The following is a 25,996-nucleotide window of genomic DNA, read 5'->3' as shown; positions in this document are numbered from 1 at the left end:
ATGAGCGAACAGCAGATCCTTCTGAGTGTGGGTGGCATCGGTGCCGCTGCGCTCGCTTGCCAGTGGCTGGCCTGGCGACTGAAGCTGCCAGCCATCCTGTTCCTGCTGCTGTGCGGCATCGTGGCCGGCCCACTGCTTGGCTGGCTGTCCCCCGAAGCACTGTTCGGCCCGCTGCTGATGCCTCTGGTTTCACTGGCCGTGGCGTTGATCTTGTTCGAAGGCAGCCTGACCCTGCACGTCTCGCAATGGCGGGAGATCGGCAGCGTGGTGCACCGCCTGGTAACCATCGGGGCACTGACCACCTGGCTGGTGATCGCCCTGGCCACCCACTGGCTGCTGGGCTTCGAATGGCCGCTGGCAATCCTGTTCGGCGCCCTCACCCTGGTGACCGGGCCCACAGTGATCGTACCCATGCTGCGGGTGGTACGGCCTAACGCGACGATCGGCAATATCCTGCGCTGGGAGGGCATCGTCATCGACCCGATCGGCGCCCTGCTTGCGGTCGTGGTCTACAGCTTCATCATTGCCAGTGGTGACGGCCTGAGCCAGAGCCTGTTCACCTTTGCCGGGGTCATTCTGTGCGGCTGCGCACTGGGCGCAGCCGGGGGCTGGCTGCTGGGGCAAGTCATGCGCGAGCAGTGGCTGCCGGAATACCTGCATAACCTGGCATCCCTGGCCGCCGTGCTGGGTATCTTCATTGCCGCCAACCAGATCGTCCACGAGTCCGGGCTGCTGGCCGTGACGGTCATGGGCATGTGGCTGGCCAACATGCGCGGCGTGGATGTGCGGCAGATTCTGCACTTCAAGGAAAACCTCAGCGTCCTGCTGATTTCAGGCCTGTTCATCCTGCTGGCCGCGCGCCTGGACCTGCAGGCCCTGCTATCCCTCGGCCCAGCAGTTCTGGCCCTGCTGCTGGTGATCCAGTTGCTGGCAAGGCCGTTGAACGTACTGGTTTCCACCGCCGGGTCTTCGCTGAACTGGCGCGAACGCGCCTTGCTGGCCTGGATTGCACCACGCGGGATCGTTGCGGCGGCGGTTTCAGCGGTATTCGCCATCCGCCTGGACCAGGCGGGCCACGCCTCAGCCTTGTTGCTGGTGCCGCTGACCTTCGCCGTGATCATCGGCACGGTAGTGCTGCAAAGCGCTACTGCCCGCCCGCTGGCGCGGCTGCTCAAGGTTGCCGAACCTGCCCCCAGTGGCTTTCTGCTGGTGGGCGCCAACCCGCCTGCGCGCACGCTGGCCAAAGCATTGCAGCAACTCGGTTGCCGCGTCCTGCTGACAGACTCAAGCTGGGAAAACATCCGCGCCGCGCGCATGGATGGCCTGCCCACCTATTTCGGTAACCCGGCTTCGCAGCATGCCGACGCACATCTGGACCTGGTGGGCCTGGGGCACCTGCTGGGCGTTTCGCCCGCCGGCGAAATCAACGCGCTGGCCTGCGCACGGTTTCGCCATGATTTTGGCCACAAGCGGCTGTTCGTGTTGGCCAGCGGCCTGGAAAACCAGCGCAGCGACAAGCATCGAGCCAGCGAAGAACACCGCGGCCAGTTGCTGGGCTCAAAGCCGATGACCTACGTGCAATTGGCCACCCGCCTGCATCAGGGCAGCGAGTTGTTCAGCACGACACTCACCGAAGCCTTCGGTTGGCCGCAGTACCAGGCACTGCATGGTGAACGTGCCACTTTGCTGTTCGCCCGAGACAACCATGGCTGGGTTCATGTCGCCTGTCCGGACACACCCTTGCAGCCCACGGCCGGCTGGACGCTGCTGTCATTGATCGATCCACAGCCACAAGCGCCGCTGGCAGAGGCAGAAAAAACGCTGGGCGCCTCGTAGCCATCAGTTGCCGGGCAATACGGGCACCGGGCGCTTGTCCTCGTCAATGGCGACGAAGCTGAACACCCCGTGGATGGCCCGCTCACGGCCATCCAGGTACATGTTCTCGACAAACACATCCACCTGCACCTGCAAGCTGGTATTACCGACCTTGATCACGGAGCCCACCAGTTCGACGATAGAGCCCGCCGGGATGGGGTGTTTGAAGTCGATGCGGTCGGTGGAGACTGTCACCAGCGGCAGCCGACAGAAGCGCGTGGCGGCGATGAACGACACTTCGTCCATCCAGGCCAGGGCAGTGCCGCCGAACAGGGTGTTGTGGTGGTTGGTGGTATTGGGGAACACCGCCTTGGTCACGCGGGTTACCGACAGTTCGGTACGGCGCTGGATTTCCTGGTCTCGGGTAGTCATGGCAATCACATTTTCGAGGTTACAAAAAGCAAAAAAGCAGCCCGAAGGCTGCTTTTTTCTCGCTAGGCGGCCTCGGCCACCGGGCAAACTGTCCTCAGGACAGTTTTTCCTTGATGCGAGCGGCTTTGCCGGACAGGTCGCGCAGGTAGTACAGCTTGGCTTTACGCACGTCACCACGACGTTTCACGGCCAGGCTGTCGATTTGCGGGCTGTAGGTCTGGAAGGTACGCTCTACGCCAACGCCGCTGGAGATCTTGCGCACGGTGAAGGCGCTGTTCAGACCGCGGTTACGCTTGGCGATGACAACGCCTTCGAACGCCTGCAGACGGGAACGCTCACCTTCCTTCACTTTAACCTGGACGACAACGGTGTCGCCTGGTGCGAAGGTCGGGATTTCCTTGCTCATCTGCTCGGCTTCGAGCTGCTGGATGATCTTGTTGGTCATGCTGTGCTCCTAAGATGGATACGCGATCCACCATCGATACGTTTAACTATCGTCCCGCTCGCGGAGATATTCCTCGAGCAGCTTCTTCTCTTCTCCAGAAAGCGAGCGACTTTCCAGAAGATCGGCGCGTCGTTCGAAGGTCCTACCAAGGGACTGCTTCATCCTCCAACGCCGGATATGTGCATGGTTGCCACTTAGCAACACGTCGGGAACGCGCTGATCCGCATACACCTCAGGCCGGGTGTAGTGCGGGCAATCGAGCAGACCGTCGGTGAAGGAATCTTCTTCCGCCGAGTCCACATGCCCTAAAGCTCCGGGCAGCAGCCGCGTAACCGCATCGATCAGTACCATGGCCGGCAGCTCGCCACCGGAAAGCACATAGTCACCAATCGACCACTCCTCATCGACATGAGCCTCGATAAAGCGCTCGTCGATGCCTTCATAACGACCGGCGATCAGGATCAACGATTCCTGTTCGGCCAGGCCTTTGACCGCCTGCTGAGTCAGCTTGCGGCCTTGTGGCGAAAGGTAGATCACCTTCGCCGCTGCTCCGGTCGCTTGCCTGGCGCTAACCAGTGCATCTTCCAGAGGCTTGATTTTCATCACCATGCCCGGACCACCGCCAAACGGCCGATCATCTACCGTGTGGTGACGATCTGTGGTGTAGTCCCGCGGGTTCCAGCAAGTCACCTGAAGCAACCCCTGTTTCACCGCGCGGCTGCTAATGCCGTACTCCGTGATGGCCGAGAACATCTCGGGGAACAACGTGATGACGTCTACGCGAAGGTTACCCATCGTTTAGAAGTCCGCGTCCCACTCAACCCGCATCGTGCCTGCTTCCAGGTCGATTGCCAGCACGCATTGCTCCGTATAGGGCAACAGACGCTCGCGATCATCCAGGCTGCCTGCGCAGGGTTTGACCACCATTACATCGTTCGCACCGGTCTCCAACAGGTGATCGACCTTGCCGAACAGATGTTCGTCCTGGTTGATGACCTTCAGACCTACCAACTGGTACCAGTAGTACTCGTCGGCAGCCAGGTTGGGCAAAAGGCTCCGCGCAATGCAGATTTCGTAACCGCTCAGAAGACGGGCTTCATCGCGATCATCGAGGCCTTTCAGCTTCACGACCAGGCCCTTTTGGGAGCCACGACCGCTAACCAGCTCGACCTGCTTTACCTTGCCTTCGTGCCGAAGCGTCCAGCGCGGATAATCCAACAGGTTTTCAATCGGATCGGTAAAGGAATACACCTTCACCTCGCCGCGAACGCCGTGAACCGAAAAAATCTTGCCAACGACGATGAGGTCGTCAGCCTTTTCTGGCGTCGCGTTCATACTATTCAGGCAGCGGCCTTGGCAGCTTCCTTCAGCAGCTGAGCAACGCGCTCAGACGGCTGTGCACCCTGGCTCAGCCAGTAGGTGACGCGCTCTTGGTTGACCGACAGCTTGACTTCGGCGCCAGCAGCGATCGGGTTGAAGAAACCTACGCGCTCAACGAAACGGCCGTCACGGGCGTTACGCGAGTTGGTCACGGTCAGGTGGTAGAATGGGCGCTTTTTCGAGCCGCCACGGGCCAGACGAATGGTTACCATGTGAACATCGTTCCTATAGTCGGTGCTGCAGTTGATACAGCAGCTGGTACTGCAAATCTGAATGCCAAATAGGCACACGGGTGCCCAAAAGGCCGCATATTCTCGGGGAATACACGGACATTTGCAAATGACTTTTTCGGCAAGGCCTTGCCCCACCGTCCAGATTTGCCGGTTGCGCCGCGTAATTCGCGGCCGTTGCCCCGCTACAGCGGGGGTTCTGGGCACTTGCCGGACAAACGGCAGGCGCCCGGAATAGGGTTACAGCTTCGGCATGCCGCCGCCTGGCAGCATCCCGCCCAGGCCGCGCATCATCTTGGCCATGCCGCCCTTGGCAGAAAACTTCTTCATCATCTTCTGCATCTGCTTGTGCTGCTTGATCAGCCGGCCGATGTCCTGCACCTGGGTACCGGAACCCAAGGCAATACGGCGCTTGCGCGAACCGCTGATCAGGTCAGGGTCGCGGCGCTCGGCCGGGGTCATGGAGTTGATGATCGCTTCCATCTGCTTGAACTGCTTCTCGGCCGCGCCCTGGGCATTGCCCATCTGCGACAGGTTGACCCCGCCGATGCTCGGCAGCTTGTCCATCAGGCCGCCGAGGCCGCCCATGTTCTTCATTTGTTGCAGCTGGTCACGGAAGTCTTCGAGGTCGAAGCCCTTGCCCTTCTTCAGCTTCTTGGCCAGCTTGTCGGCCTTGGCCTTGTCGATGGTCTGCTCGGCCTGCTCGATCAGGCTGAGCACGTCACCCATGCCGAGAATGCGCGAAGCGACGCGGTCGGGGTGGAACGGCTCGAGCGCCTCGGTCTTCTCACCCATACCGATGAACTTGATCGGCTTGCCGGTGATGGCGCGTACCGACAGCGCGGCACCGCCACGGGCGTCACCGTCGACCTTGGTCAGCACCACGCCGGTCAGCGGCAGCGCTTCGCCAAAGGCCTTGGCGGTGTTGGCGGCGTCCTGGCCGGTCATGGCGTCGACCACGAACAGGGTCTCGATCGGCTTGACGGCGGCGTGCAGTGCCTTGATCTCGTCCATCATGTCGGCGTCGATGTGCAGACGGCCGGCGGTGTCGACGATGACCACGTCGATGAACTTCAGCTTGGCTTCGCGGATGGCCGCTTCGGCAATGGCCACCGGCTTCTGGCTGATGTCGGACGGGAAGAAGGTGACGCCGATGTCGTTGGCCAGGGTTTCCAGCTGCTTGATCGCCGCCGGGCGGTAGACGTCGGCAGACACCACCATCACGCTCTTTTTCTTGCGCTCTTTAAGGAAGCGCGCAAGTTTGCCGGCCGTGGTGGTCTTACCGGCGCCCTGCAGGCCCGCCATCAGCACCACGGCAGGTGGGGCGGCGTTCAGCGCGAGGTCTTCGTTGGCCGCGCCCATCAGGCTTTCCAGCTCGGCCTGGACGATCTTCACGAACGCCTGGCCCGGGGTGAGGCTGCGCGACACCTCGGTACCGACCGCACGGTCCTTGACGCTGTTGACGAAATCCTTGACCACCGGCAGGGCAACGTCGGCCTCGAGCAGGGCCATGCGCACTTCGCGCAGCGTGTCCTTGATGTTGTCTTCGGTCAGCTTGGCCTTGCCGGTGACATGGCGCAGCGTCTGTGACAGGCGGTCGGTCAGGTTTTCGAACATGGTGATCCTTTCAGGCCCAGTAAAAGCCGAGGTTTGTCAGGCGCCCGCAGGGAAATGCACACCTGCCGGGCACAGCAAGGCGGCGATTATAGCGAAGTGCGGCCCCGCCGCACACCTTGGGAGATATTCGGTGGTTGTGCTGGCCGCTTCGCGGGCGAGCCCGCGAATGCCCTGACACAAGCCTTCAGTCTTCCTTGAGCAGCGGAATCTATGCCAAACTCCGTCTCTTTAAGGCTCGCCAACCAGGACTTATGGTCTCCTCTCCCAGCCTCATCCCCAACCTGATCGCCGCCGGCCTTTATATAGCAGCGGCCATCTACCAGGGCTCTCACCTGGCCCAGGGCCGCAAGGCCGACAAACGCCTGCTTGGCCTGCTGGGTGCGTTCGCGGTGCTGGCCCAGGCCGGCGCACTGTTCTTCCAGCTGATCACCCCGCTGGGGCTGAGCCTGGACTTCTTCAGCGCCGCCAGCCTGATCGCCGTTGCGGTCATTACCCTGACCTTGCTGGCCTGCCTGCGCATACCGGTAGAAAACCTGCTGGTGCTGCTGTTCCCGCTGGGCGCGGTAACAGCGCTGCTGGCGCAGTTCGCGCCACCCGGCACAGTCCCGCTGATCAACGAAGAACCGGGCATCCTCGCGCACATCCTGCTGTCGATCCTGGCCTACGGGCTGTTCACCATTGCGGTGTTCCAGTCGCTGCTGTTGCTGCTTCAGGACCACCAGCTCAAGAACAAGCACCCGTCCGGGCTGATCCGCAACTTCCCGCCCCTGCAAACCATGGAAAGCCTGCTGTTCGGCTTCCTGTGGGCCGGTTGGTGCCTGCTGTCGCTGTCGCTGATCTCCGGCTGGCTGTTCCTCGACAACCTGTTCGCCCAACACCTGGTGCACAAGACCCTGCTGGCCTGCGTTGCCTGGGTGGTGTTCAGCGTGCTGCTGTGGGGCCGTACACGCCTGGGCTGGCGTGGCCACAAGGCCATCCGGTGGACGCTGGCCGGTTTCTGCCTGCTGATGCTGGCCTATTTCGGCAGCAAGCTGGTTCGCGAATTCATCCTGCACATCTGACGGCCGCCTATGGACACCCTGCCGTACGCACCGCTATCAGTCACCCTGGCATTGGCGCTGCTCTGGGCAGCGCTGTTCACTGCCGTGGATGTGGCCCGCCTGCAACTCAATGGCTCGCTGCGCAATGGCGATGACGGGCAGCCAGTGCTGCCCGCCCAGGCGCTGGTGCTTTGCGCCAGCCTCGGCAAGCTGCTGGTGCTTGGCCTGGCCTGCCTGATCGGGCAGCGCTACAACGGTGAACACGGTTTCTGGCTGGCCGGCGTGGGGGCCGCGTTGGCGTTGCTCGTTTTCGCCGAATACCTGCCGCGCCGCCTGGCCCGACGCAACCCGCAGGCACTGGTAAGCCTGGGCGTGAGCCTGCTGAAAGTGCCGCTGACACTCCTGCAACCCGTCGCCTTCCTGCTCGACGGTTGCGCCAGGCTGATCCTGCGCCCGTTCCGCGCGCAGCCTACGGCAGTCGCCCTGCACCCGCAGGAGGATGACGACCAGGACGAAGACGAAGAGCACGAACTGCCACGCCACGGCCTGCTCGATGGCCTGCAATCGCTGGACAAGATCACCGTCAACGACATTCTGGTGCCACGCAACGAGGTGGACGGCATCAACCTCGACGAGCCCATCGAGCGCATCATCGAGCAGCTGATCGTCAGCCGCCACACCCGCCTGCCGGTTTACCACAACGATATCAACCAGGTCGAAGCGATCCTCAACACCAAGCTGATCAGCCATCTGCTGCCCAAGGCCGAGCTGACCCTGGAAGCGCTGCACGGTGCCTGCTACGAGCCCTACTTCGTACCGGAAAGCACGCCGCTGCAAATGCAGCTGCTGAACTTCCACAAGCAGCAGCGCCGCCTGGGCGTGGTGGTGGACGAGTACGGCGAGGTGCTGGGGATCGTCACCCTGGAAGACATCCTCGAAGAGATCGTCGGCGAGTTCGAGGACGAGCAAAGCCTGCAAAACCCCCACGTGCACCCGCAGCCCGATGGCACCTTCGTCATCGATGGCACTGCGTCGCTGCGCGAAATCAACCGTACCCTGGGCTGGCACCTGCCCTGCGACGGCGGGCCGAAAACCCTCAACGGGCTGGTCACCGAAGCACTGGAAAGCATCCCGGAAAGCGCCGTTTGCCTGAAGATCGGCCGCTATCGACTGGAAATCCTCGAAACCGAGGACAATTGTGCCAGCAAGGTACTGGTGTGGACTGTGACCCGCTAGCTATACTCGGGTCACGCTTACCCAGCCCCGTCGTCACGCCTGCTACCCGCACCCGGCGTTCCACGGCCAGTCCGCTTCACTGACACGCCCCGCGGTCCTGCTTCAACACCCCGAACAGTCCCCCGCCCCGCCCCTACCCCCCTTGGGCTATCGTCAGTCAGGCGCACACAACAACAAAACGCTCCGGCGCCCGCGCAGCCGTGCCTGCCCTGTTGCATGCATGCCTTCGCAGGCCAAGCCCATGGGGCCGGACCAGACTGTCAGGGACCTACTTAATGACAAGCAGCACCTATGCCGAGGCGCCTGCCGCGCCGGTGAACTCACCTGCCCGGGTAGCCACTGCCAGCTTCATCGGCACCGCCATCGAGTTCTACGATTTCTACGTCTACGCCACGGCCGCCGCCCTGGTGATCGGCCCGGTGTTCTTCCCGTCCGGGTCGGGCACCGCACAGATGCTAGCGGCCTTCCTTACCTTTGGTATCGCCTTCCTTGCCCGGCCGCTGGGCTCGGCGTTGTTCGGCCACTTTGGCGACCGTATCGGTCGCAAGTCGACCCTTGTCGCTTCGCTGCTGCTGATGGGCGTGTCCACCACCGCCATTGGCGTACTGCCGGGCTATGAGAGCATTGGCGTATGGGCCCCGATCATTCTTTGCCTGTTGCGCTTCGGCCAAGGCCTGGGCCTGGGCGGCGAGTGGGGTGGCGCGGCGCTGCTGGCCACCGAAAACGCGCCGGAAGGCAAGCGCGCCTGGTTCGGCATGTTCCCGCAACTAGGCCCTTCGATTGGCTTCTTGGCGGCCAACGGCCTGTTCCTGACCTTAGCGATGACATTGAGCGACGAGCAGTTCCGCGACTGGGGCTGGCGTATTCCGTTCCTGCTCAGTGCTGCGCTGGTACTGGTGGGGCTGTATGTGCGCCTGAAACTTGAAGAAAGCCCGGTGTTCGCCAAGGCGGTCGCCCGCCAGGAACGGGTGAAAATGCCGGTGGTTGACCTGTTCGCCAAGCATTGGCGCCCTACCCTGCTGGGCGCTGCGGCGATGGTGGTGTGCTATGCGCTGTTCTACATCTCGACGGTATTCTCGCTGAGTTACGGCGTGACCACACTCGGCTACAGCCGCGAGACGTTCCTTGGCCTGCTGTGCTTCGCGGTGGTGTTCATGGCCTTGGCCACGCCGCTGTCGGCCTGGCTCAGCGACCGTTACGGGCGCAAACCGGTGCTGATCGTCGGTGGGCTGCTGGCGGTGGCTTCAGGCTTCACCATGGAGCCGCTGCTGACCTCGGGCTCGACCGCTGGCGTGGCGCTGTTCCTGGCCATCGAGCTGTTCCTGATGGGCGTGACTTTCGCGCCGATGGGGGCATTGCTGCCCGAGCTGTTCCCGACTCACGTGCGTTACACCGGGGCCTCGGCGGCGTATAACCTGGGCGGCATCGTTGGCGCCTCGGCAGCACCGTTCTTTGCCCAGAAGCTGGTGAGCATGGGCGGGTTGAGCTGGGTGGGGGGTTATGTGTCGGCGGCGGCGGTGATCAGCCTGATTGCCGTGTTGTGCCTGAAAGAAACCCGTAATACCGCACTTTGAGTGAACTGGGGCTGCTTTGCAGCCCATTCGCGGGGCAAGCCCGCTCCCACAGGAATATCACAGGCTACAGGCCTGTGGGAGCGGGCTTGCCCCGCGAATGGGCCGCAACGCGGCCCCCTGCGGTTTCAGATCAGAACTCGACCTTTACCGCCTGCGAAGCGCGGGTCGCCTTGGCCCGTGCCAGTTCGACCGACTCGTCACGCGCCAGGCACACGCCCATGCGGCGGGTACCGTTGATTTCCGGCTTGCCGAACAGGCGGATGGCAGTATCCGGCTCGCTCAGCGCAGCACCGAGGTTGGCGAAGCTGGTCTGCTGCGACTGCCCTTCTGGCAAGATCACGGCCGAAGCGGACGGCCCAAACTGGCGCACCACCGGGATCGGCAGGCCAAGAATGGCGCGGGCATGCAGGGCAAACTGCGACAGGTCCTGGGAAATCAGGGTCACCAGGCCTGTGTCATGCGGGCGCGGCGACACTTCGCTGAACCACACCTGGTCGCCCTTGACGAACAACTCCACGCCAAACAGACCGCGACCGCCCAAGGCATCGGTCACCGCCTTGGCCACGCGCTGCGACTCGGCCAGCGCTTTCGGGCTCATGGCCTGTGGCTGCCACGACTCCTGATAGTCGCCCTTTTCCTGGCGGTGGCCAACCGGCTCGAGGAACGTGGTGCCGCCGACGTGACGCACAGTCAGCAGGGTGATTTCGTACTCGAAGTCGATGAAACCCTCGACGATCACCCGGCCCTTGCCGGCGCGGCCGCCTTCCTGGGCATAGTCCCACGCCTTCTGCAGGTCGGCATCGCTGCGCAGCAGGCTCTGGCCTTTGCCCGACGAGCTCATTACCGGCTTGACCACACACGGGTAGCCGACATCGGCCACGCCCTTGGCGAAGTCTTCGTAAGTGTCGGCAAAGTGGTAGGGCGAGGTTGGTAGCTCAAGCTCCTCGGCGGCCAGACGGCGGATGCCTTCGCGGTTCATGGTCAGCTGAGTGGCGCGGGCAGTCGGTACCACGTTGAAGCCTTCGTTTTCCAGCTCGACCAAGGTGGCCGTGGCGATGGCTTCGATTTCCGGAACGATATAGTGCGGCTTCTCGGCCTCGATCACGGCACGCAGGGCCACGCCATCGAGCATGTTGACCACGTGGCTGCGGTGCGCAACCTGCATGGCCGGGGCATTGGCGTAGCGGTCAACGGCGATCACCTCGACGCCCAAGCGCTGCAGCTCGATCACCACTTCCTTGCCCAGCTCGCCACAGCCGCACAGCAGTACACGGGTCGCGCTGGGCGACAAGGGGGTTCCGATACGGGTCATTTCAGGTCCTCGAAGGCATCCGGGGCCGCGCCAGGCTTGGCGCGGCCCGCTGAAAAAGGACCGCTATTCTACACCATCAACCGGCCACGGCGGCCCGCCGGGCGCGAAATGCCATGGCCAGCCACACGGCGGTAACGCCTGCAAACTTCGAGGCCATGGCGGTGCCGATCACTGCCGGGGTCAGTGCGCCGATCATGCCAAAGAAGATGAAGGTATCCACCGGAATGCTCAGCGCCGAGCTCAGCCACAGGCGATCGCGCAGCGGCCGGCGGGTAATGCTGAACACCAGCCAGTCTATAAGCTCGGAAATGAAGAACGCGGTGGCACTGGCCAGGGCGATGGCCGGCTCCGAGGTGACATAGGACAACACCAGTGCCGCCAGCATGGCCACCAGCGCACCGTGACCGAAGCGGGTTTGCACCATGTCACGCAGGATGAACACCAGGCCGCCCCAGGCGGACCAGATGATGTCCAGGTGCGGGGCGCTGGAAAAGGCGTAGTTGATCAGCACTACGCTGCTGATATAGGCAATCAGATAGAACATGGCGGGTAGTCTGTGGGCAAGCCGTACAGATTACCGCTGGGCCGTTCGCGGGTAAACCCGCTCCCACAGGGTACAACCCGGCCTAAAGGATCAGGCCGGCCTCTACTGCCCGTTGATGGCAACGCTTGAGCACCGCCCGGCGCTCATCGTTGTCCATCCGCCCCCAGCGGCCAATCTCGGCCACGGTACGCTGGCAGCCGGTGCAGATATCCTGCTCGTCCAGCGCGCAAATGCTCACGCATGGCGATGCCACCGGCCGTTCTGCTACATCACTCATCATCAACTACCAACTCTTGGGCATAACGCTGGGCATTGTGCACGTAATGTGCAGCGCTGGCTTCCAGCATGCGTTTCTGCTGCTCGGTCAGCTCGCGCACCACCTTGCCGGGCGAGCCCATCACCAGCGAACCGTCGGGGATTTCCTTGCCTTCGGCAATCAGCGCGTTGGCGCCGATGATGCAGTGCTTGCCGATACGCGCGCCATTGAGGATCACCGCATTGATACCAACCAGGCTGTAGTCGCCCACCTCGCAGCCATGCAACATAGCGTTGTGACCTACCGTTACCCCCTTGCCCAGGGTCAGCGGCGAGCCCATGTCGGTATGCATGACCGTGCCATCCTGCACGTTGCTGCCTTCGCCGATGTCGATCAGCTCATTGTCCCCGCGCAGCACCGCGCCAAACCACACGCTGGCATTGGCCTGCAGGCGCACATTGCCGATCAGTGTGGCGTTCGGTGCGGCCCAACTGGTGGGGTGGCTCTCGACCCGCAGGTCGCCCAGGCGGTATTTCATGCTTGCTCCTCAGGCTGCGACGCAGAAGGCGGGGTTGGCCCCGCTCATTTCTCGATGTAACGCTCAGGGGGTTGGTGCAGGCTGATGCCAGCATCGAACAGCAGGTTGACCAACTCAACGATCATGATCGCCGACAACCCCCAGATCTTGTATTCGCCATAGCGATAACTGGGCACATACCAACTGCGCCCCTGGTAATCGATACGATGGGTATGATCACGCGGGTCCTGGCGGAAGAATTCCAGCGGCACGGTGAATACTGCCGCGATTTCGGCGTCGTTGGCGCGGTATTCGACGAAGTCGGGGATAACCCCGACGAATGGCGTCACTTTCAGGCCATGCAGCGAAATGAGTGGGCTGAGCGGGCCGATCACCTCGACCAGGCCAGGCGGCAGGCCGATTTCCTCCTCGGCCTCGCGCAGGGCAGTGAATATCAGGTCCGGGTCTTCCGGGTCACGGCGACCACCGGGAAAAGCCACTTCGCCACCGTGGGTGGACAGCCCTTTGGCACGCAAGGTCAACACCAGTTCGGGCGCTTCGCTGCGGGTAATGGGCAAGAGGACCGCCGCTTCAGGGAACCGTCGGTCGGTTTCCAGTGACGCGGGTTGGTGATTGCTCATTCGGCGAAGTAGCTCGTCCAGCATTGCGCACGCTCGTATCCAAGGCCTGCCTTGCATGATGCACCAAAGCCGCCAAGCACCCAAGCCCCTGCGCTTGCGGCAACCCTGCGGCCGCGCCAAGATAGCCCTGAACAAAAGGAGCGCCACATGAAATTCTGCAGCGCGTGCGGCCAGCCGGTCACCCAGCGGATCCCCGAAGGCGACAGCCGCCTGCGGTATGTTTGCGAGTCTTGCCAGACCATTCACTACCAGAACCCCAACATCGTCGCCGGTGTGCTGCCTACCTGGGGTAGCCAGGTGCTGCTGTGCCGCCGCGCCATCGAGCCACGCCGCGGTTTCTGGACACTGCCCGCCGGGTTCATGGAGAACGGCGAAACGCTCGACCAGGCAGCCCGTCGCGAAACCGTCGAGGAAGCCTGCGCCCGTGTCGGGCAAGCCAGCCTGTACCAGCTGTTCGATCTGCCGCACATCAACCAGGTGCACGTGTTCTTCCGCGCCGAACTGGCGGACCTGGACTTCGCCGTGGGTATCGAAAGCCTGGAAGTGCGATTGTTCGAGGAACATGAGATACCGTGGGGCGAGCTGGCTTTCCGCACGGTCGCGCGCACACTAGAATGCTACTATCGCGACCGCATCGGGCAGCACTACCCCATAGGCCATGAATACCTGCCGCCGATGACCGTTTCGCCCAACACCTAAAAGCCTTCAGGGATACCGTTACATGCGCTGGTTGCTAGCCCTTTTCTGCCTTTGCGTTACCTCGGTGTCCCAGGCGGCCTTCACCGAGACCATCGTCCGCAAGCCCGTGCCGGCAGCGCAAACCCAGTCGCCTTCACAGCAGGCTATGCAGCCGTTGATCGACAAGGTACTGGTGATCAAGTCCGAGCGCCGCCTGCAGCTGATCAGCCGTGGCGAGCCACTGAAAACCTACCGTATCTCGCTGGGCAAGCAGCCCAAGGGCGCCAAGGAGCGCGAGGGCGACAAGAAGACCCCAGAGGGGTTGTACTGGCTCGACTGGCGCAAACAGAGCGACCGTTTCAACCTGGCCATGCACATCAACTACCCCAACATCAGCGATGCGGCCCGGGCTACCCGGGAAGGCGTGAGTGCCGGCAGCATGATCATGATCCACGGCACGCCGATCAACGATGAATACCCGGAGTGGTACTTCCATACCCTGGACTGGACGGACGGGTGCATTGCCATGCGCAACCGCGACATGCAGGAAGTGTGGGACCTGGTGCGGGACGGGACACTGATCGAGATTCGGCCTTGATATAGAGCGTTGCAACAGACTTTGTAGGAAACGTCCCTCGCCATTGCGAGAACCCGCCTGACAGCCGCTTAAGCCGGATCCTGCATCCAGGGGAGTGCCTGTTTTTTTAGCATCCACGCAGACAAGTACGTAATCCGTACCTATTTGCGGGGTGCTTCATGCCGTACCCGATACGCCACATCGCCGGTTGGCTGTTGGCCTGCTGCCTGCCGGGGATACAGCCCATTCTCCCGGCGCAGGCTGCCGACCCGGCCAGCCAGCAACTGCGCGATCAACAGCAAGACCTGCGGCAACTGGAGCAGCAGCAACGGCTGGAGCGCTGGCAGCGCGAACCCTCCCCAACCGAAAGCGACGACATCGCCGCCCCCACTGCGCCCGACGCCCGCTGCTGGGCCATCGACGGCGTGCGCGTGGCAGGCAACCACCAGCTTGCGACCCCGGTGCTGGCGCCCCTCCTGCGCAAGCTATCCCCTGCCTGCGTGGGCATCACCGACATCAACCAGCTGCTCAAGGCCATTACCCAGTATTACGTGCAAGCGGGCTACCCCACGAGCCGGCCGTACCTGCGGCAACCGCCACAGGATGGTGCGCCGCTGGACATCACCGTGGTCGAAGGCTTCGTCGAATCCATCGAACTGGCAGGCCCCGACCTGCCTCTGTCACTGTCCGGCGCATTTCCCGGCCTACTCGGGCAACCGCTGTACCTGCCAGACCTGGAACAAGGCCTCGACCAGCTCAACCGCCTGCGCGCCTACGACCTCGGCGCCGACCTGGCGCCAGGCGAGCTGCAGGGCGGCACCCGGGTCGTGCTGCAGCCGCGTAAGGTGGCGTCACGCTGGCACCTCGACAGCCGCCTCGACAACCGCGGCAGCGAACTGACCGGTCGCCATCGCCTGACCCTGGGCCTCGGCCTGGACAGCCCACTGGCGCTGAACGATGACTTGCGCCTGTCGCTGACCAGCACCGTGTTCGACGCCCCCGGCCAAAGCCAAGGTCTCTCGCTGTACTACAGCATCCCCTACGGTGCCTGGACCTTCGCCCTCAGCGCCAGCCAGCTGCGCTACCAGGCACCCCTGCCCCACAGCGACAAGGCCGCCGACGGCACCAGCAGCTACCAGGGCCTGAGCGTCGAGCGGGTACTCTGGCGCAACCAGCAAGGCATGCTCAGCGCCAGCGTGCGGCTGGACCGCAAGCAACTGATCAACCGCAGCGCGGGTGCCGTCGTGGTCCAGCAGAGCCCGACCCTGGCCTCGGTGGAAGCCGGTATCAACCTGCTGTGGCTCGACGGCGGCTTATGGAATGGCTACTTCGGCGTCGCCCAAGGCGTCGACGCTTTCGGCGCCGACCGCTCGCCTCTGGGGGCAGAACGCCTGCGCCCGGACTTTCGCAAGTACCGCGCCAACCTGCTGCACCTACGCCAGGGCCCGGCCCCTGCCCCTTGGCGCTGGCAGAGCGAACTGGGCCTGCAGTACAGCAGCGACCCGCTGCCGGCCGTCGAGCAATTGCTGGTCAGTGACGATTCGACCGTGCGTGGTTTTCGCCTGCGCACCTACTCCGGCGCCAGCAGCGCCGTGTGGCGCAACACCCTTAGCCAGCCGCTACCTCCGACCTGGAATCAACTGTTGCAGGTACGCCCCTACGTTGGCCTTGACCTGGGCTGGACCCGCACTGCCCAAGGCAAGCCATCGCAGCGCTTGGCCGGGGCCGCTGCCGGGGTCGAATTGAGCCTGCCCGGTAGCCGCCTGCGCCTCGATTACCAACGCGCCCTGTACACCAGTGACCTGCCCCGCCCGCAGCTGGAGCCCGGCTTCTGGGTAATGGAGTGGACCCTGAGCATTTGATTCACCCACAACAAAGAGAACGAGAACATGCAGACACTCTCGCAGTCACCGTCCATCCGCCCGGATACCTTGCGCTGGGCCATCTTCCTCGCCCTGCTGGGGTCCAGCGCCGCAATCGCCCAAGGCGGCCTGGAAGCCACCAGCGGCCCAGGCGGCACGCCCATCATCAACAACGGCCATGGGGTACCCGTGATCGACATCGTGCCACCCAACGCCAGCGGGCTGTCGCACAACCAGTTCCTCGACTACAACGTCGGCAGGCCCGGCGTGGTGCTGAACAATGCCACCCAGGCCGGGCAGTCTGAACTGGCCGGTGCCCTGGCCGCCAACCCGCAGTTCCAGGGGCAGGCCGCCTCGACCATCCTCAACGAGGTGATTAGCCGCAACGCCTCGCTGATCGAAGGGCCGCAAGAAATCTTCGGCCGACCGGCAGACTACATCCTGGCCAACCCCAACGGCATCACCCTCAACGGCGGCAGCTTCATCAACACCACCCGCGCCGGCTTCGTGGTGGGCACCCCAGAGTTGGAAGCGCAGCAACTCAAGTACCTCGACACGCTCAATGCCAGCGGCACCCTGCAGGTACTGGAGCGCGGCCAGAACAATACCCAGGGAGCCCTTGAGCTGATCGCGCCGCGTGTGGACAGCAAAGGCCTGCTCATGGCCGGCAAGGCACTCGACATCACCGTCGGCCGCAACCGCATCGACCGCTCCAGCGACGAAATTGTCGAACCCTTGCCCGGCACTCCTTCGAGCATCGACGCGAGCCTGTTCGGCGCAATGCGCGCCGGGCGTATCCGTGTAGTAAGCACTGGCGAAGGTGCCGGCGTGCGCGTCAGGGCTTCACAGGTGCTGGGCACCGAAGGCATCGACATCCAGTCTGCCGGGGCCCTGCATGTCAGCGGCAAGGTCGACAACCCCGCCGAATTGCGCAGCGAAAGCGGTGCACTGACCCTCACAGCAGCCGATGAGCTGACGCTCGACACCGTCGATGGCAAGGCCCCAAGCATCACCGTCAAAGCCGGCAAGAAGCTGACCCTGGACGCCGATACCCGCGAGCACATCGCACAGGAGCGGGACAGCTGGAGCAAGAAGTTCCTGTTCATCACCAACGAAACCTACAGCCGCGACCGCACGACCACCGAGCGCCAACAACGCGGCACGCATTTGCAGGGCACCGGTGATATTCGGCTGCAAGCAGGTGCCGACATGCAGCTCAAGGCGGCCGAGATCAAGACCGAGGGTACGCTGACACTCGACAGCGGCGCCAACCTGGACATTGTCGCGGGCATAGACAACCAACGCATCGAAGAGCAGATACGCCACCGCAAGAACTTGTGGCGCGGGGACAGCGATAGCGAACAGTACAAGGAGACGGCACAAGGCAGCCGACTCGACGCCCAGGAGATGGTGGTCAAGACCAATGCCACCCTCAACGTACAAGGCAGCACCCTGCACAGTCGCGGCGACCTGACCATCGATGCCAAGCAGGCAGACATCGGCACTACCGCCTTGCAAGAGAAGGCCACCCGGCGCAACTACCGTGGCGACCTGGTATCCGGCACCTTCTTCGGCGACCGCAAGGGCAACGACACCGATGGCCAAACTGTCTCCGGCAGCAGTGTCACCAGCGTTGGCAAGCTCAGCGTCACAGCCGATCAGGTCGCCATCAAAGGCAGTACCTTGCACGGCCAGCGGGACGCGGTGCTCTACAGCACGAAAGGGTCGCTGGCCATCGAGGCAGACCACGGCAGCAGCACCTCCACCGAGCGCACGAGTGACAGCAAGTTATTCGGCCTGATCGGCAAGCAACGCGAAAGTACGGACCGCGAACAGCAGGTGCTGGTCAGCGACGTCAGCTCGGCCAGCAACCTGCGTTTGGCCAGCGCCGAAGAAATGCGCATCCAGGGTGCCAAGGTCGCGGCTGGCGGGCATCTGCAGGTCGAGGCCAAGGGCGACCTGCAGATTGCCAGCACGCAAGTGGTCGAAGCACGCGAAACCAGCGAACAGCAGCGCGGCTTCACCGCCAGTGCCAGGCAAACCCAGGAAGCCGAAGATGGTAAGCCTGAGTCACGCCAGTATGCGGCCGGCGTGGCGTATGAGGTGGCCACCAGCACTGCCGAGCAACGGACCACCAGCCAGGTCGCCAGTGAGCTCAAGGGCGCATCGGTGGGCCTGAGCAGCGGGGCTCGGTTACAGGTCAACGGCTCCTCGGTGAAGGCCAGCGCAGGCGATTTGGACGTGCAGGCGCAGCAGGTGACGCTGGGCGCTACCCGTAACGACCGCGACGCCAGCACCAGTACCACCCAGAGTGGTGGCGGGCTGACCGTGACGGGCGGCATCGACCGGCTTGGTAGCCTGTTCGAAGGCCACCACAACCGCGAGCTGGCACACGAACGCGACAGCAACGTGCAGCGCAGCGAATTGCAGGCTAGCGGCAACCTCAAGCTGCAGAGCGAACACCTGGTGACCGAAGCGGCGCGCGTAAAAGCCGGCAACGCCCTGCAATTGACCGCCAAAAGCATCGACAACCGCGCCGTGCTGGATACCCGGGAACATGAACAACAGCGTAACGACTGGGCTGGCAGCCTGGGCGCCAGTGTCGAGTACCGTGACCTGACCCGCCCCATCGAACGCCTGGTACTGGGCGAAGAAGCCCCACGCTTCCAGCAAGCCTCACCTGAAGACGCCATGGCGCCGCCCAGCGTGGGTGCCGACATGACCGTGGAGCATCTCAAGCGCCTGGAAAACCAGCGCCGTGGTTTTGCCCAGGTCAGTGAGTTGTCCGGGGCCTCGGTCGAGGTCAAGGCAGACACCATTGCCGACCAAGGTACGGCCTGGCGGGCCAGCGCCGGGACCTTGCAGGTCGCGGCGCAGCGACACCAGATGCAGGCCGCCGCGAATACCCAGGAAAGTACCCTGCAACGCCTGGCCTATGGTGGCGACGCGCGCCTGGATACCAGCACCGGCGAGGACCTGAATGTACGCGCTGCCGGCAAAGGCGGCTCGCTGAACAAACAGGACAACGCCAGCACCGCCGTACCCGGTAGCCTGTACGGGCAACAGGGCATCCAGGTACAACTGGGCAGCGATGGGCGTTACGAAGGGGCGCGCATCAATGGCGGCGACGGTAGCGTGGTCATGCACAGCGCCGGTTCGCTGGCGTTACCACAGGCAACCGATCATGCCGGACAGCAGTCGGGGCAGCTTGAGGGCAATGCCTGGGTTAAAGTCGGCAACCGCCCGGGCAGCACTGGGGTCGACGGCCGTGGCTATCTCGACCACGACCAGAAGCAGAGCAGGCAGAGCAACGCCCAGGTGGCCCAGATCGACGCCAAGGGCCAGGTACAATTGACCAGCGGAGGCGACCTGTCACTAGAAGGCACCCGCATTGGCAGCCTCCAGGAGAAAGTCGCCGAAATCCAGGTGCAAAGCGGCGGCCGGCTGCTGGTCAAGCCGGCCAGCAACACCCAGCAAGCCACGGGTGCGAGCCTGGGCGGCGGCCTGGAGCTGGCGGCCAAGGCCGGCAGTACCAAGGGCGGTGCCATTGGCGGCCACTTCAGCAACGGCAAGCAGGACGAAGATACCCGCCAGTCGTTAGATGCCCAGTTTGCCAGCACTGGCAAGCTCACCTTGAGCAGCAGCGCCCGGGAGGATATCGCCCTGCACCTCGAAGGCCTGCAGGCCTCCGCCGAACAGATAGCCCTGGACGCGACAAGCGGGGGGATGCTGGTGAAGGCTTCCTCCAACCAGGAACGTCGCGACAACCTCGACATCAGCGCCGGGGCCGGTTTCGACATGGCCAAGGGAGCCCTCGACACTCGCGGCCTGCATGGCCGCCTCAAGGTGGAGCTCGACAAACGCGACAACCTTACCTGGAACGCCAGCAACCTGCGCGCCGACAGCATCGACCTGCAAAGCCGCGGCGATACCCTCATTGAAGGTGCCACCCTCGAAGCCGGGCATATTGGCGGTACGATCGATGGCGACCTGCGCATCGCCAGCCTCAAGGACAGCGTCGATAGCCTGAGCGTGAAAGGCGATGCCCGGCTGAGCCAGGAGAAAAACCCACAGGGCTACATCAACGCGGCCACCGCAGTGGCCCGCCCCTTGGGGAACAAGGTCGAGCAAAAGGCGGGCTCCGCCCTGGGCAAGGCAGACCCCGGGTTGTCGCCAACCTTCAGCCTCGACGTATCGCACGTACAGCGCGATAGCGTAGGCCGGCAAGCCACCTTGAAAGGCAGCGACGGAATCGACCTGCAAGTCGGTGGTAGCGCCCATCTGCTGGCCGCGCGCTTGCAGTCTGCCAAGGGTAACGTGGCGCTCGACGCCCACTCGGTGGCCCAGGAAACCCTAAGCGGCAATGACTATCGTCGGGACGTGTCGCTCGATGCGTCCAATTCACCGGTAGACCTGGGCACCGCTATTGCCGAAATGGCCAAGGGCAAAGGTGCGGCAGACGGGGAAAATGCGCTGGACCTGGGGTTCTTGAGGACCAGCGGGCATAGCCGTAGCGAGCAGTGGGCGTCGAGTGTGAGTAAGAGAAAGGACTGATCCAGACGCCGCGTCCCAGCAGGAGCGCCCTTGCCTACCAGCGAAGGTCTCGTTGCCCGGTCAGCGCTTGCGGCCCAAGCCACTGCACCCCGCGCAGCAATGGTGTCAGCGCTGCCTCCGGCTGCAGCGCAAACGCCACCTGTGCCCGGTGCCGTGGCAGGTCGGCATCCAGGGCCAGTTGATGCTGGCCCTGCTGCACCAGTTGCCCGCGCAGGCGCCAGCCGTTGTGGCAGTCCATTTCCAACCAGCCCTGCCCCAGGCCAAGTGACCAGGGCTTGCTCAGGGCCAGGTCGGTTACCGTGACACGGCCTTCACTGGAGCGGCATTCACGCCCTACCCCCTGTACCCGCAGTGTCCCTTGCCACTGCCCCGCCAGCCGGTAGTCCGTCAGTACTGTCGCCTGAGCGCCCACGGCTGAGGCCTCCAGCCGCCAACGCCATGGCCAGCCTTCGGCTTGCAACTGCCAGGCCTGGCCCTGAAAGCCCAGCTGCCCATTTGCCTGTAAGCGCCAAGGCTGCAGCGTCCAACGCAATGGCCCCACGGGCCCCAACTGTTGCGCCTGGCCTTGCCAAAGGCTGCCAATGACATCGCGCGCTGGCAGGCCGAACGCACGTGCCACCCAATCGGCCGGAAGCTCGACCAGCAGCGTCAGCACGAATACCAGCACACTCCACGCCATCCCCCGGCGGCTCATGGCTGCACCACCAGATCGAAGCGCAAGCCCTTGCCACCCTGCTCCAGCCCCCATTCCAACGGCTTCGCCCCTTCTCCACGCAGGCTCTGCAACCAACCTTGCAGCACGTGCTCATCGGCCACCTGTCCACGCAGTTGCCAAGCCTTGCCCTGCGCATCGACTTCGTCCAGTTCGATCTGCCGCGCCTGGGCCGACTGGCGTAGGCGCTCCAGATTCAGCCCCGGACCGCCTTGCAGGCTGGCGGCCTGTTCGGCAAGCACGCGCCATTGGCTGAGCTCGCGCCATTGGGTGAGGCCTGCGCGCAGGGCCAGGAGGGCCAGCAACAGGGCAATGATTGCCCAGGCGAGCGTCAGGCGGTGGCGCTGTAATGCATCGCGGTTCATGAAGCGGCCCCCAGGTCGAAGATCACTTGGCCCGCTTGAACCTGCACCGTGGCGCCTGCCGCAGTCGCCATGTCCTGCCATGGCGGCGTGCTGCCCTCGCCTTCAAGGCGCAAATGCCAACGTTGGCCATCAAACCGCACCGCTTGCAGCTGCCAGCCGGGGTTGTCACGCAGCCAGGCCTGCAAGCGGGTTTGCAGATCCTCCAGTTGACGCGTGCGCAATTGCTGTTGCAGTTCGCTTTCGCGCAAGCGCTTGAGAACCTGTGCGGCATGCCGTGGGCTGGCCTGCTCGCCGGTCACGGCAATGACCTGGCTACGCCACAGATGCGCCTGGCGCCATTGCTGGCTCAACCACACACCGCCCCATACCGTAGCCAGCGCCAGGCAGACTGCGAGCAGGCGTTGATGCTGCCGGGAGACCACCGGCAACGTGCGCCTGTTGCGGGCGCGCTCGAACAGACCTGGCATTGAGTCGAGTGCTGCCAAGGTACTTGGCCAGCCGCCGCTCAACGGCAGCTTTGTCAACGCTGCCAAGGGTTGCGGCAGTACGCTACCCAGCGCCACCGGCCAGGCCAGCCAGTGCTCCTGCCCATCCTCGAGCACGCCTTTGAACAGGGTCATGGCGGGCGGGCGCTGCCAATGCCAGGCACTGCCCGCCGATGGCGCAGGCAGCAGCTGCAGCTCCGCCCAACAACGCTCGACCTGCACGTCCCATGCGGCACATTGCGCGTGCCATGCTGCCAGTTGCTCATGGCCCACCACCAATAGCCGAAGGTGGCCAGGTTCACGCGCCAGGCAGGCGCAAGCCACTTCGTTGATGGGCTGTAACAAACGGTCTTCGAGCAACAACGGCCACTCCTCGCGCTTGAGCCCGGGCGGGGCCTGCACACGGAAATGGCTGCAGGCTTCGGCAGGCAGGATCAATGCACCACGCGCCAGCAGGTTGGCCGGCGGCTGGCCCTGGCCCTCGTCTTGCACAATGCCACCGTCGACCAGCGCCCACTGCCAGACCGGGCCCGGGCGCAGCAACAGCCACGGAAGTGCTGGCGTACGTCGCCGCCATTCAAACTTCATGAGCGCCCCCACGGGAGGGCGAAAGTGCAGACATAGGGTGCTCCATCACGCTGCAGCTCCAGGCGCACGCCACGCCCCGGGTGCGCTGGTTGGTCGGAAGGCCAGGCCAGCCAGCGGCCACCCTGGTAATACAGGACATTCATGGCGCTGACCCGGTCGAGCCGTTCGCGCAGTACCCAACGGGGGGCAGCGGCGGCGTACAGGTCGGCCGAGCTTTCCAGCATCAGGCGCTGCTCGCGGGCCTCGAAACGCAGACGCTGGCGTTGCAGGCGCGCGCCACCTTCGGCGTCTGGCAGGCCGGTGCTGGCGACCCACAGCAACTGGTTGCTGGCGGGTTGCCAGTCCAGCCAGTGGCTGGTCAGCGGCAGGCGCTGGTCGTAGATGCGGCGCAGTACCGGGCTGTCGAGGCGGCGCTCCAGGGCCAGGCAGAAGTCCAGGACCGAGGTGTGCTGTGGGGTGGCTTGCAGGCGCTCGCGGACCTTGAGCCAGCCATTGACCAGCGCGGCGAGCATGATGCCGAGTATGGCGGTCAGGGCCAGGGCGACCATCAGTTCGATCAGGGTCAGGCCGGTTTGGCGGTGTTTGCTGGGCTGGCCTCTGCGCTGCTGATGGAAATGAACCTCTGCGGAAGCGGGCGTGCCCGCGCCCACAGGGACGCTGAAGGCTTCATGAATTCTGTGAATCATGGGCGCTCCAGAAACACGGTGTACTGGCCCAGCGGCAAGCGCTGGTCGCGGTCGGCGAACAACAGCAGTTCGCCACGGCGCAAGTCGCGTACGCCGGTACGGCGCAGTTGCAGCTGCCAGTGGCACAACTGGCCGCCCTGGCTGAGCTCACCTGCTGTTTGGTTTTGAGCCGGCCAGTACTGCTCGACGGCAAAGCGGGTTTGCAGTTCGCGCGCGCACAGCAGGCCAAGGCGATGCTGTTGCACATTGCCCTGCACGGCCAGGCGCTGGCGCAGCACCTGGCTGGTGATCACCGCCAGCACGGCAGCGATGGCCAAGGCTACGGTCACCTCCAGCAGAGTGAAGCCACGCTGTGCTTGCTTCATGGCACCACCCGCATGCCATCGGCGCGGTTCCAGGCCCATTGCTGGCTGCCATCGGCCCAGTGCCAGCGCACGCTACCCGCCTGCGCCCAGCCATGCGGCGTGAACAGCACGCGCGGTTGAGGGCTGGCCGGCCAGTCCGGGTGCAGGCCTTTGGGCCAATCGCCGAGCGGGACCGCTTCGACCACCCAGGCATTGCCCTCGCGGCGGACGAACTCCGGGCGTTGGCCATTCCAGCGCAGCCCGCGCAATTGCCCGGCATGCCGGGCCAGCACGGCCTGCCCGCGGACCTCAGCCGCCAGCCGTTGCAGGGCCTGCTCGACACTGGCCTGGCCGTTGCCGAGGCCGGCCACCGCCAGCCCGGTCATCAGCCCGGCAATGGCCAGTACCACCAGCAGTTCGATCAGGCTGAAACCGCGCTGACGCTGCACCGTTACAGCTCCCAGTTACCCAGGTCGGCATCCTGGCCTTCACCACCCGGCAGGCCATCGGCACCCAGCGAGTACACATCGACCCGGCCATGCTCACCGGGCATGCGGTACTGGTACGGGGTACCCCACGGGTCTTGCGGCAGGCGGCGCACGTAGCCGTCGCTGCGCCAGGCCCGTGGCAGCGGCTCCTGCGCAGGTTTTTTCACCAGCGCGGCCAGGCCCTGTTCGCTGCTGGGGAAGCGCAGGTTGTCCAGGCGGTACATGTCCAGCGCCTGCTCCAACGTGGCCAGGTCGGCCATCACCTTCTGCTTCATGGCCTTGTCCTGGTTGCCCAGCACGCTGGGCGCGACCACGGCGATCAGCAGGCCGATGATGAAGATCACCACCATGATTTCCATGAGGGTGAAACCGCGCTGGCGGTTGCGTCGATGCTGCATGGCAATACTCCTTGTCTTCACAGTTGCAGGCCCTGGTTGAGTTGCATGATGGGCAACAGCACCGCCAGCACGATGAACAGCACCACGGCGCCCATCACCAGGATCATCAGGGGTTCGAAAAGCGCCATGGCGGTATCCACCTGGCGGGCAAAGCCACGCTCCTGGTCGTCGGCCACGCGCTCGAGCATGTCGGCCAGGGTGCCGCTGGCCTCGCCACTGCCGACCATGTTCACCAGCAGCGGCGGGAATTGCTGGCTGGCATCCAGTGCACGGTGCAGGCTGGTACCGCCCTGCACCTGCTGACGCACCTGCTCCATGGCCTGACGGATACGCCGGTTACCCACGGTTTCAGTGGCCACCTGCAAGGCTTCGAGCAGCGCCACGCCGCTGCCGCTCAGAATCGCCAGGCTGCGCGCCAGGCGCGCGCTTTCAAGCACCTGCAGCAGGCTGCCAATGCGCGGCAGGCGCAGCAGCCACTGGTCGCGGCGCAGGCACCAGTGCGGCTTGCGCAGCAGCCAGCCGCCCAGTACGCCGAGCAACAACACCAACCCCAGCAACCAAGGCCCGGCGTGCACCAGCCCCTGGCTCAGGCCGATCAGCAACGAGGTGATCAGCGGCAGGCTTTGCCCGGCGTGGGCGAATTGCTCGGTGAGTTTGGGCACGACGAACGTCATCAGGCCAATCACCACTGCCAGCGATACGCCCATCAGCACAGTGGGGTAGATCAGCGCGGTGCGGGCCTTGTGTTGTTGGCGTTGCACCTGCTCCAGGTGATCGGCCAGGCGGGTCAACACCTGGGCGAGGCGCCCGGAACGCTCGCCGGCTTCGACCAGCGCGCAGTACAGGCCACTGAACGGTGCGCCCTGGCGGGCCAGGCTGCGAGCCAGGCCGAGGCCTTCGCCCAGTGAGCCGCGCAGGGCCACCAGCACACTGTGCAAGGCAGGCTGACGCAGCTGTCGCTCAAGGGTGGCGAGGGCATCCACCAAGGGGATGCCGGCCCCGGTCAGGGTGGCCAGTTGGCGGGTCAGTTCGCACAGCTGGGCACGGCTCAGGCGCTGGCGACGGGGCTGGCGGCTGCCGGCTTCGTGGCGCTGCAGCTGGCGGGCGAACAGGCCCTGCTCGCGCAACAGCTGGCGGGCATGGCGTTCGCTGTCGGCCTGCAGGCTGGCCTGGTGGCGCTTGCCGGCGAGGTCGACAGCCTGGTAGCGATAGGTCGGCAT

Annotated in this window: 27 protein-coding genes; 8 read left to right on the top strand and 19 right to left on the bottom strand. The window is 64.2% G+C overall.

Annotated features, from left to right (window positions below; all coding sequences use genetic code 11):
- The gene (locus E8E68_RS01115) at window positions 1-1,836 is read left to right on the top strand and encodes a sodium:proton antiporter (protein ID WP_110748011.1); all 1,836 of its coding nucleotides are present in this window, start codon (window positions 1-3) and stop codon (window positions 1,834-1,836) included.
- A 3-nt stretch (window positions 1,837-1,839) separates the two neighbouring features.
- Here E8E68_RS01115 and E8E68_RS01110 read toward each other — a convergent pair whose 3' ends face one another.
- The 6 genes from E8E68_RS01110 to ffh all read right to left on the bottom strand — a co-directional run bounded on the left by E8E68_RS01110 (window position 1,840) and on the right by ffh (window position 5,919).
- Window positions 1,840-2,247: an acyl-CoA thioesterase gene (locus E8E68_RS01110; protein ID WP_266028352.1), complete on the bottom strand. Its 408-nt coding sequence runs from the start codon at window positions 2,245-2,247 to the stop codon at window positions 1,840-1,842.
- A 94-nt stretch (window positions 2,248-2,341) separates the two neighbouring features.
- Window positions 2,342-2,692: a 50S ribosomal protein L19 gene (rplS, locus tag E8E68_RS01105; protein ID WP_003252148.1), complete on the bottom strand. Its 351-nt coding sequence runs from the start codon at window positions 2,690-2,692 to the stop codon at window positions 2,342-2,344.
- A 42-nt stretch (window positions 2,693-2,734) separates the two neighbouring features.
- Window positions 2,735-3,487, bottom strand: a complete 753-nt coding sequence (trmD, locus tag E8E68_RS01100) for a tRNA (guanosine(37)-N1)-methyltransferase TrmD (protein ID WP_280339226.1) — start codon at window positions 3,485-3,487, stop codon at window positions 2,735-2,737.
- Window positions 3,488-3,490: 3 nt separating this feature from the next.
- Window positions 3,491-4,027 (bottom strand): ribosome maturation factor RimM, encoded by a 537-nt coding sequence (gene rimM, locus E8E68_RS01095; protein ID WP_009683442.1) that lies wholly within the window; start codon window positions 4,025-4,027, stop codon window positions 3,491-3,493.
- A 5-nt stretch (window positions 4,028-4,032) separates the two neighbouring features.
- A complete protein-coding gene (gene rpsP / locus E8E68_RS01090) occupies window positions 4,033-4,284 on the bottom strand; it encodes a 30S ribosomal protein S16 (RefSeq protein WP_003252142.1) in 252 nt (83 codons plus the stop codon).
- A gap of 258 nt (window positions 4,285-4,542) precedes the next feature.
- Window positions 4,543-5,919 (bottom strand): signal recognition particle protein, encoded by a 1,377-nt coding sequence (ffh, locus tag E8E68_RS01085; RefSeq protein WP_003252139.1) that lies wholly within the window; start codon window positions 5,917-5,919, stop codon window positions 4,543-4,545.
- A gap of 251 nt (window positions 5,920-6,170) precedes the next feature.
- Here ffh and E8E68_RS01080 point away from each other — a divergent pair, with 251 nt between their 5' ends.
- The 3 genes from E8E68_RS01080 to E8E68_RS01070 all read left to right on the top strand — a co-directional run bounded on the left by E8E68_RS01080 (window position 6,171) and on the right by E8E68_RS01070 (window position 9,769).
- The gene (locus tag E8E68_RS01080) at window positions 6,171-6,980 is read left to right on the top strand and encodes an inner membrane protein YpjD (RefSeq protein WP_110748000.1); all 810 of its coding nucleotides are present in this window, start codon (window positions 6,171-6,173) and stop codon (window positions 6,978-6,980) included.
- A gap of 9 nt (window positions 6,981-6,989) precedes the next feature.
- Complete coding sequence (locus E8E68_RS01075; protein WP_266028354.1) at window positions 6,990-8,195, top strand: transporter associated domain-containing protein; 1,206 nt, start codon at window positions 6,990-6,992, stop codon at window positions 8,193-8,195.
- A 275-nt stretch (window positions 8,196-8,470) separates the two neighbouring features.
- The gene (locus E8E68_RS01070; protein WP_266028356.1) at window positions 8,471-9,769 is read left to right on the top strand and encodes an MFS transporter; all 1,299 of its coding nucleotides are present in this window, start codon (window positions 8,471-8,473) and stop codon (window positions 9,767-9,769) included.
- 130 nt (window positions 9,770-9,899) lie between these two features.
- Here E8E68_RS01070 and purT read toward each other — a convergent pair whose 3' ends face one another.
- The 5 genes from purT to E8E68_RS01045 form a co-directional block, all read right to left on the bottom strand.
- A complete protein-coding gene (purT, locus tag E8E68_RS01065; protein ID WP_266028357.1) occupies window positions 9,900-11,081 on the bottom strand; it encodes a formate-dependent phosphoribosylglycinamide formyltransferase in 1,182 nt (393 codons plus the stop codon).
- Window positions 11,082-11,157: 76 nt separating this feature from the next.
- The gene (locus E8E68_RS01060) at window positions 11,158-11,625 is read right to left on the bottom strand and encodes a VUT family protein (RefSeq protein WP_003252131.1); all 468 of its coding nucleotides are present in this window, start codon (window positions 11,623-11,625) and stop codon (window positions 11,158-11,160) included.
- An 82-nt stretch (window positions 11,626-11,707) separates the two neighbouring features.
- A complete protein-coding gene (locus E8E68_RS01055) occupies window positions 11,708-11,905 on the bottom strand; it encodes a DUF1289 domain-containing protein (protein WP_266028358.1) in 198 nt (65 codons plus the stop codon).
- A complete protein-coding gene (locus tag E8E68_RS01050) occupies window positions 11,895-12,419 on the bottom strand; it encodes a gamma carbonic anhydrase family protein (RefSeq protein WP_110745693.1) in 525 nt (174 codons plus the stop codon). Before E8E68_RS01050 ends, E8E68_RS01055 begins: the two co-directional genes overlap by 11 nt.
- Window positions 12,420-12,463: 44 nt before the next feature.
- Window positions 12,464-13,063: a CoA pyrophosphatase gene (locus E8E68_RS01045; RefSeq protein ID WP_110745694.1), complete on the bottom strand. Its 600-nt coding sequence runs from the start codon at window positions 13,061-13,063 to the stop codon at window positions 12,464-12,466.
- Window positions 13,064-13,186: 123 nt separating this feature from the next.
- On the opposite strand from E8E68_RS01045, the gene E8E68_RS01040 reads away from it, so the two are divergent.
- The 4 genes from E8E68_RS01040 (at window position 13,187) to E8E68_RS01025 (ending at window position 20,710) form a co-directional block, all read left to right on the top strand.
- Window positions 13,187-13,738 carry an NUDIX hydrolase gene (locus tag E8E68_RS01040; RefSeq protein ID WP_110745695.1) on the top strand — a complete coding sequence of 184 codons (552 nt, stop codon included), beginning with the start codon at window positions 13,187-13,189 and terminating at the stop codon, window positions 13,736-13,738.
- Between the two features lie 22 nt (window positions 13,739-13,760).
- The gene (locus E8E68_RS01035) at window positions 13,761-14,315 is read left to right on the top strand and encodes a L,D-transpeptidase family protein (RefSeq protein WP_110745696.1); all 555 of its coding nucleotides are present in this window, start codon (window positions 13,761-13,763) and stop codon (window positions 14,313-14,315) included.
- A 158-nt stretch (window positions 14,316-14,473) separates the two neighbouring features.
- A complete protein-coding gene (locus E8E68_RS01030) occupies window positions 14,474-16,156 on the top strand; it encodes a ShlB/FhaC/HecB family hemolysin secretion/activation protein (protein WP_266028362.1) in 1,683 nt (560 codons plus the stop codon).
- Window positions 16,157-16,183: 27 nt separating this feature from the next.
- Window positions 16,184-20,710, top strand: a complete 4,527-nt coding sequence (locus E8E68_RS01025) for a hemagglutinin repeat-containing protein (protein ID WP_266028364.1) — start codon at window positions 16,184-16,186, stop codon at window positions 20,708-20,710.
- A gap of 34 nt (window positions 20,711-20,744) precedes the next feature.
- Here E8E68_RS01025 and E8E68_RS01020 read toward each other — a convergent pair whose 3' ends face one another.
- Genes E8E68_RS01020 through gspF form a run of 8 tightly spaced genes read right to left on the bottom strand, consistent with a single transcriptional unit; the run spans window position 20,745 to window position 25,996 of the window.
- The gene (locus E8E68_RS01020) at window positions 20,745-21,404 is read right to left on the bottom strand and encodes a general secretion pathway protein GspN (protein ID WP_266028365.1); all 660 of its coding nucleotides are present in this window, start codon (window positions 21,402-21,404) and stop codon (window positions 20,745-20,747) included.
- Window positions 21,401-21,787, bottom strand: coding sequence for a type II secretion system protein GspM (gene gspM / locus E8E68_RS01015; protein ID WP_266028366.1), 387 nt, complete (start codon window positions 21,785-21,787; stop codon window positions 21,401-21,403). Before gspM ends, E8E68_RS01020 begins: the two co-directional genes overlap by 4 nt.
- Entirely contained in the window at window positions 21,784-22,860 is a 1,077-nt protein-coding gene (locus tag E8E68_RS01010; RefSeq protein WP_280339214.1) for a type II secretion system protein GspL, read from the bottom strand. The genes gspM and E8E68_RS01010 overlap by 4 nt, the downstream gene beginning before the upstream one ends.
- Window positions 22,857-23,546 (bottom strand): prepilin-type N-terminal cleavage/methylation domain-containing protein, encoded by a 690-nt coding sequence (locus tag E8E68_RS01005; RefSeq protein ID WP_280339212.1) that lies wholly within the window; start codon window positions 23,544-23,546, stop codon window positions 22,857-22,859. The genes E8E68_RS01010 and E8E68_RS01005 overlap by 4 nt, the downstream gene beginning before the upstream one ends.
- Window positions 23,543-23,911, bottom strand: coding sequence for a type II secretion system protein GspI (locus E8E68_RS01000; protein WP_280339211.1), 369 nt, complete (start codon window positions 23,909-23,911; stop codon window positions 23,543-23,545). Before E8E68_RS01000 ends, E8E68_RS01005 begins: the two co-directional genes overlap by 4 nt.
- Complete coding sequence (gspH, locus tag E8E68_RS00995) at window positions 23,908-24,339, bottom strand: type II secretion system minor pseudopilin GspH (protein ID WP_280339209.1); 432 nt, start codon at window positions 24,337-24,339, stop codon at window positions 23,908-23,910. The genes E8E68_RS01000 and gspH overlap by 4 nt, the downstream gene beginning before the upstream one ends.
- A 2-nt stretch (window positions 24,340-24,341) precedes the next feature.
- Window positions 24,342-24,776, bottom strand: coding sequence for a type II secretion system major pseudopilin GspG (gene gspG, locus E8E68_RS00990; protein ID WP_110745703.1), 435 nt, complete (start codon window positions 24,774-24,776; stop codon window positions 24,342-24,344).
- A 17-nt stretch (window positions 24,777-24,793) separates the two neighbouring features.
- The gene (gene gspF, locus E8E68_RS00985) at window positions 24,794-25,996 is read right to left on the bottom strand and encodes a type II secretion system inner membrane protein GspF (protein WP_280339206.1); all 1,203 of its coding nucleotides are present in this window, start codon (window positions 25,994-25,996) and stop codon (window positions 24,794-24,796) included.

Source organism: Pseudomonas sp. BN607 (genome assembly GCF_029871175.1).
In the GTDB taxonomy this organism is placed as follows: domain Bacteria; phylum Pseudomonadota; class Gammaproteobacteria; order Pseudomonadales; family Pseudomonadaceae; genus Aquipseudomonas.
The sequence above is the reverse complement of the archived record's forward strand: the minus strand, read 5'-3'. Positions and strand labels throughout refer to the sequence as shown.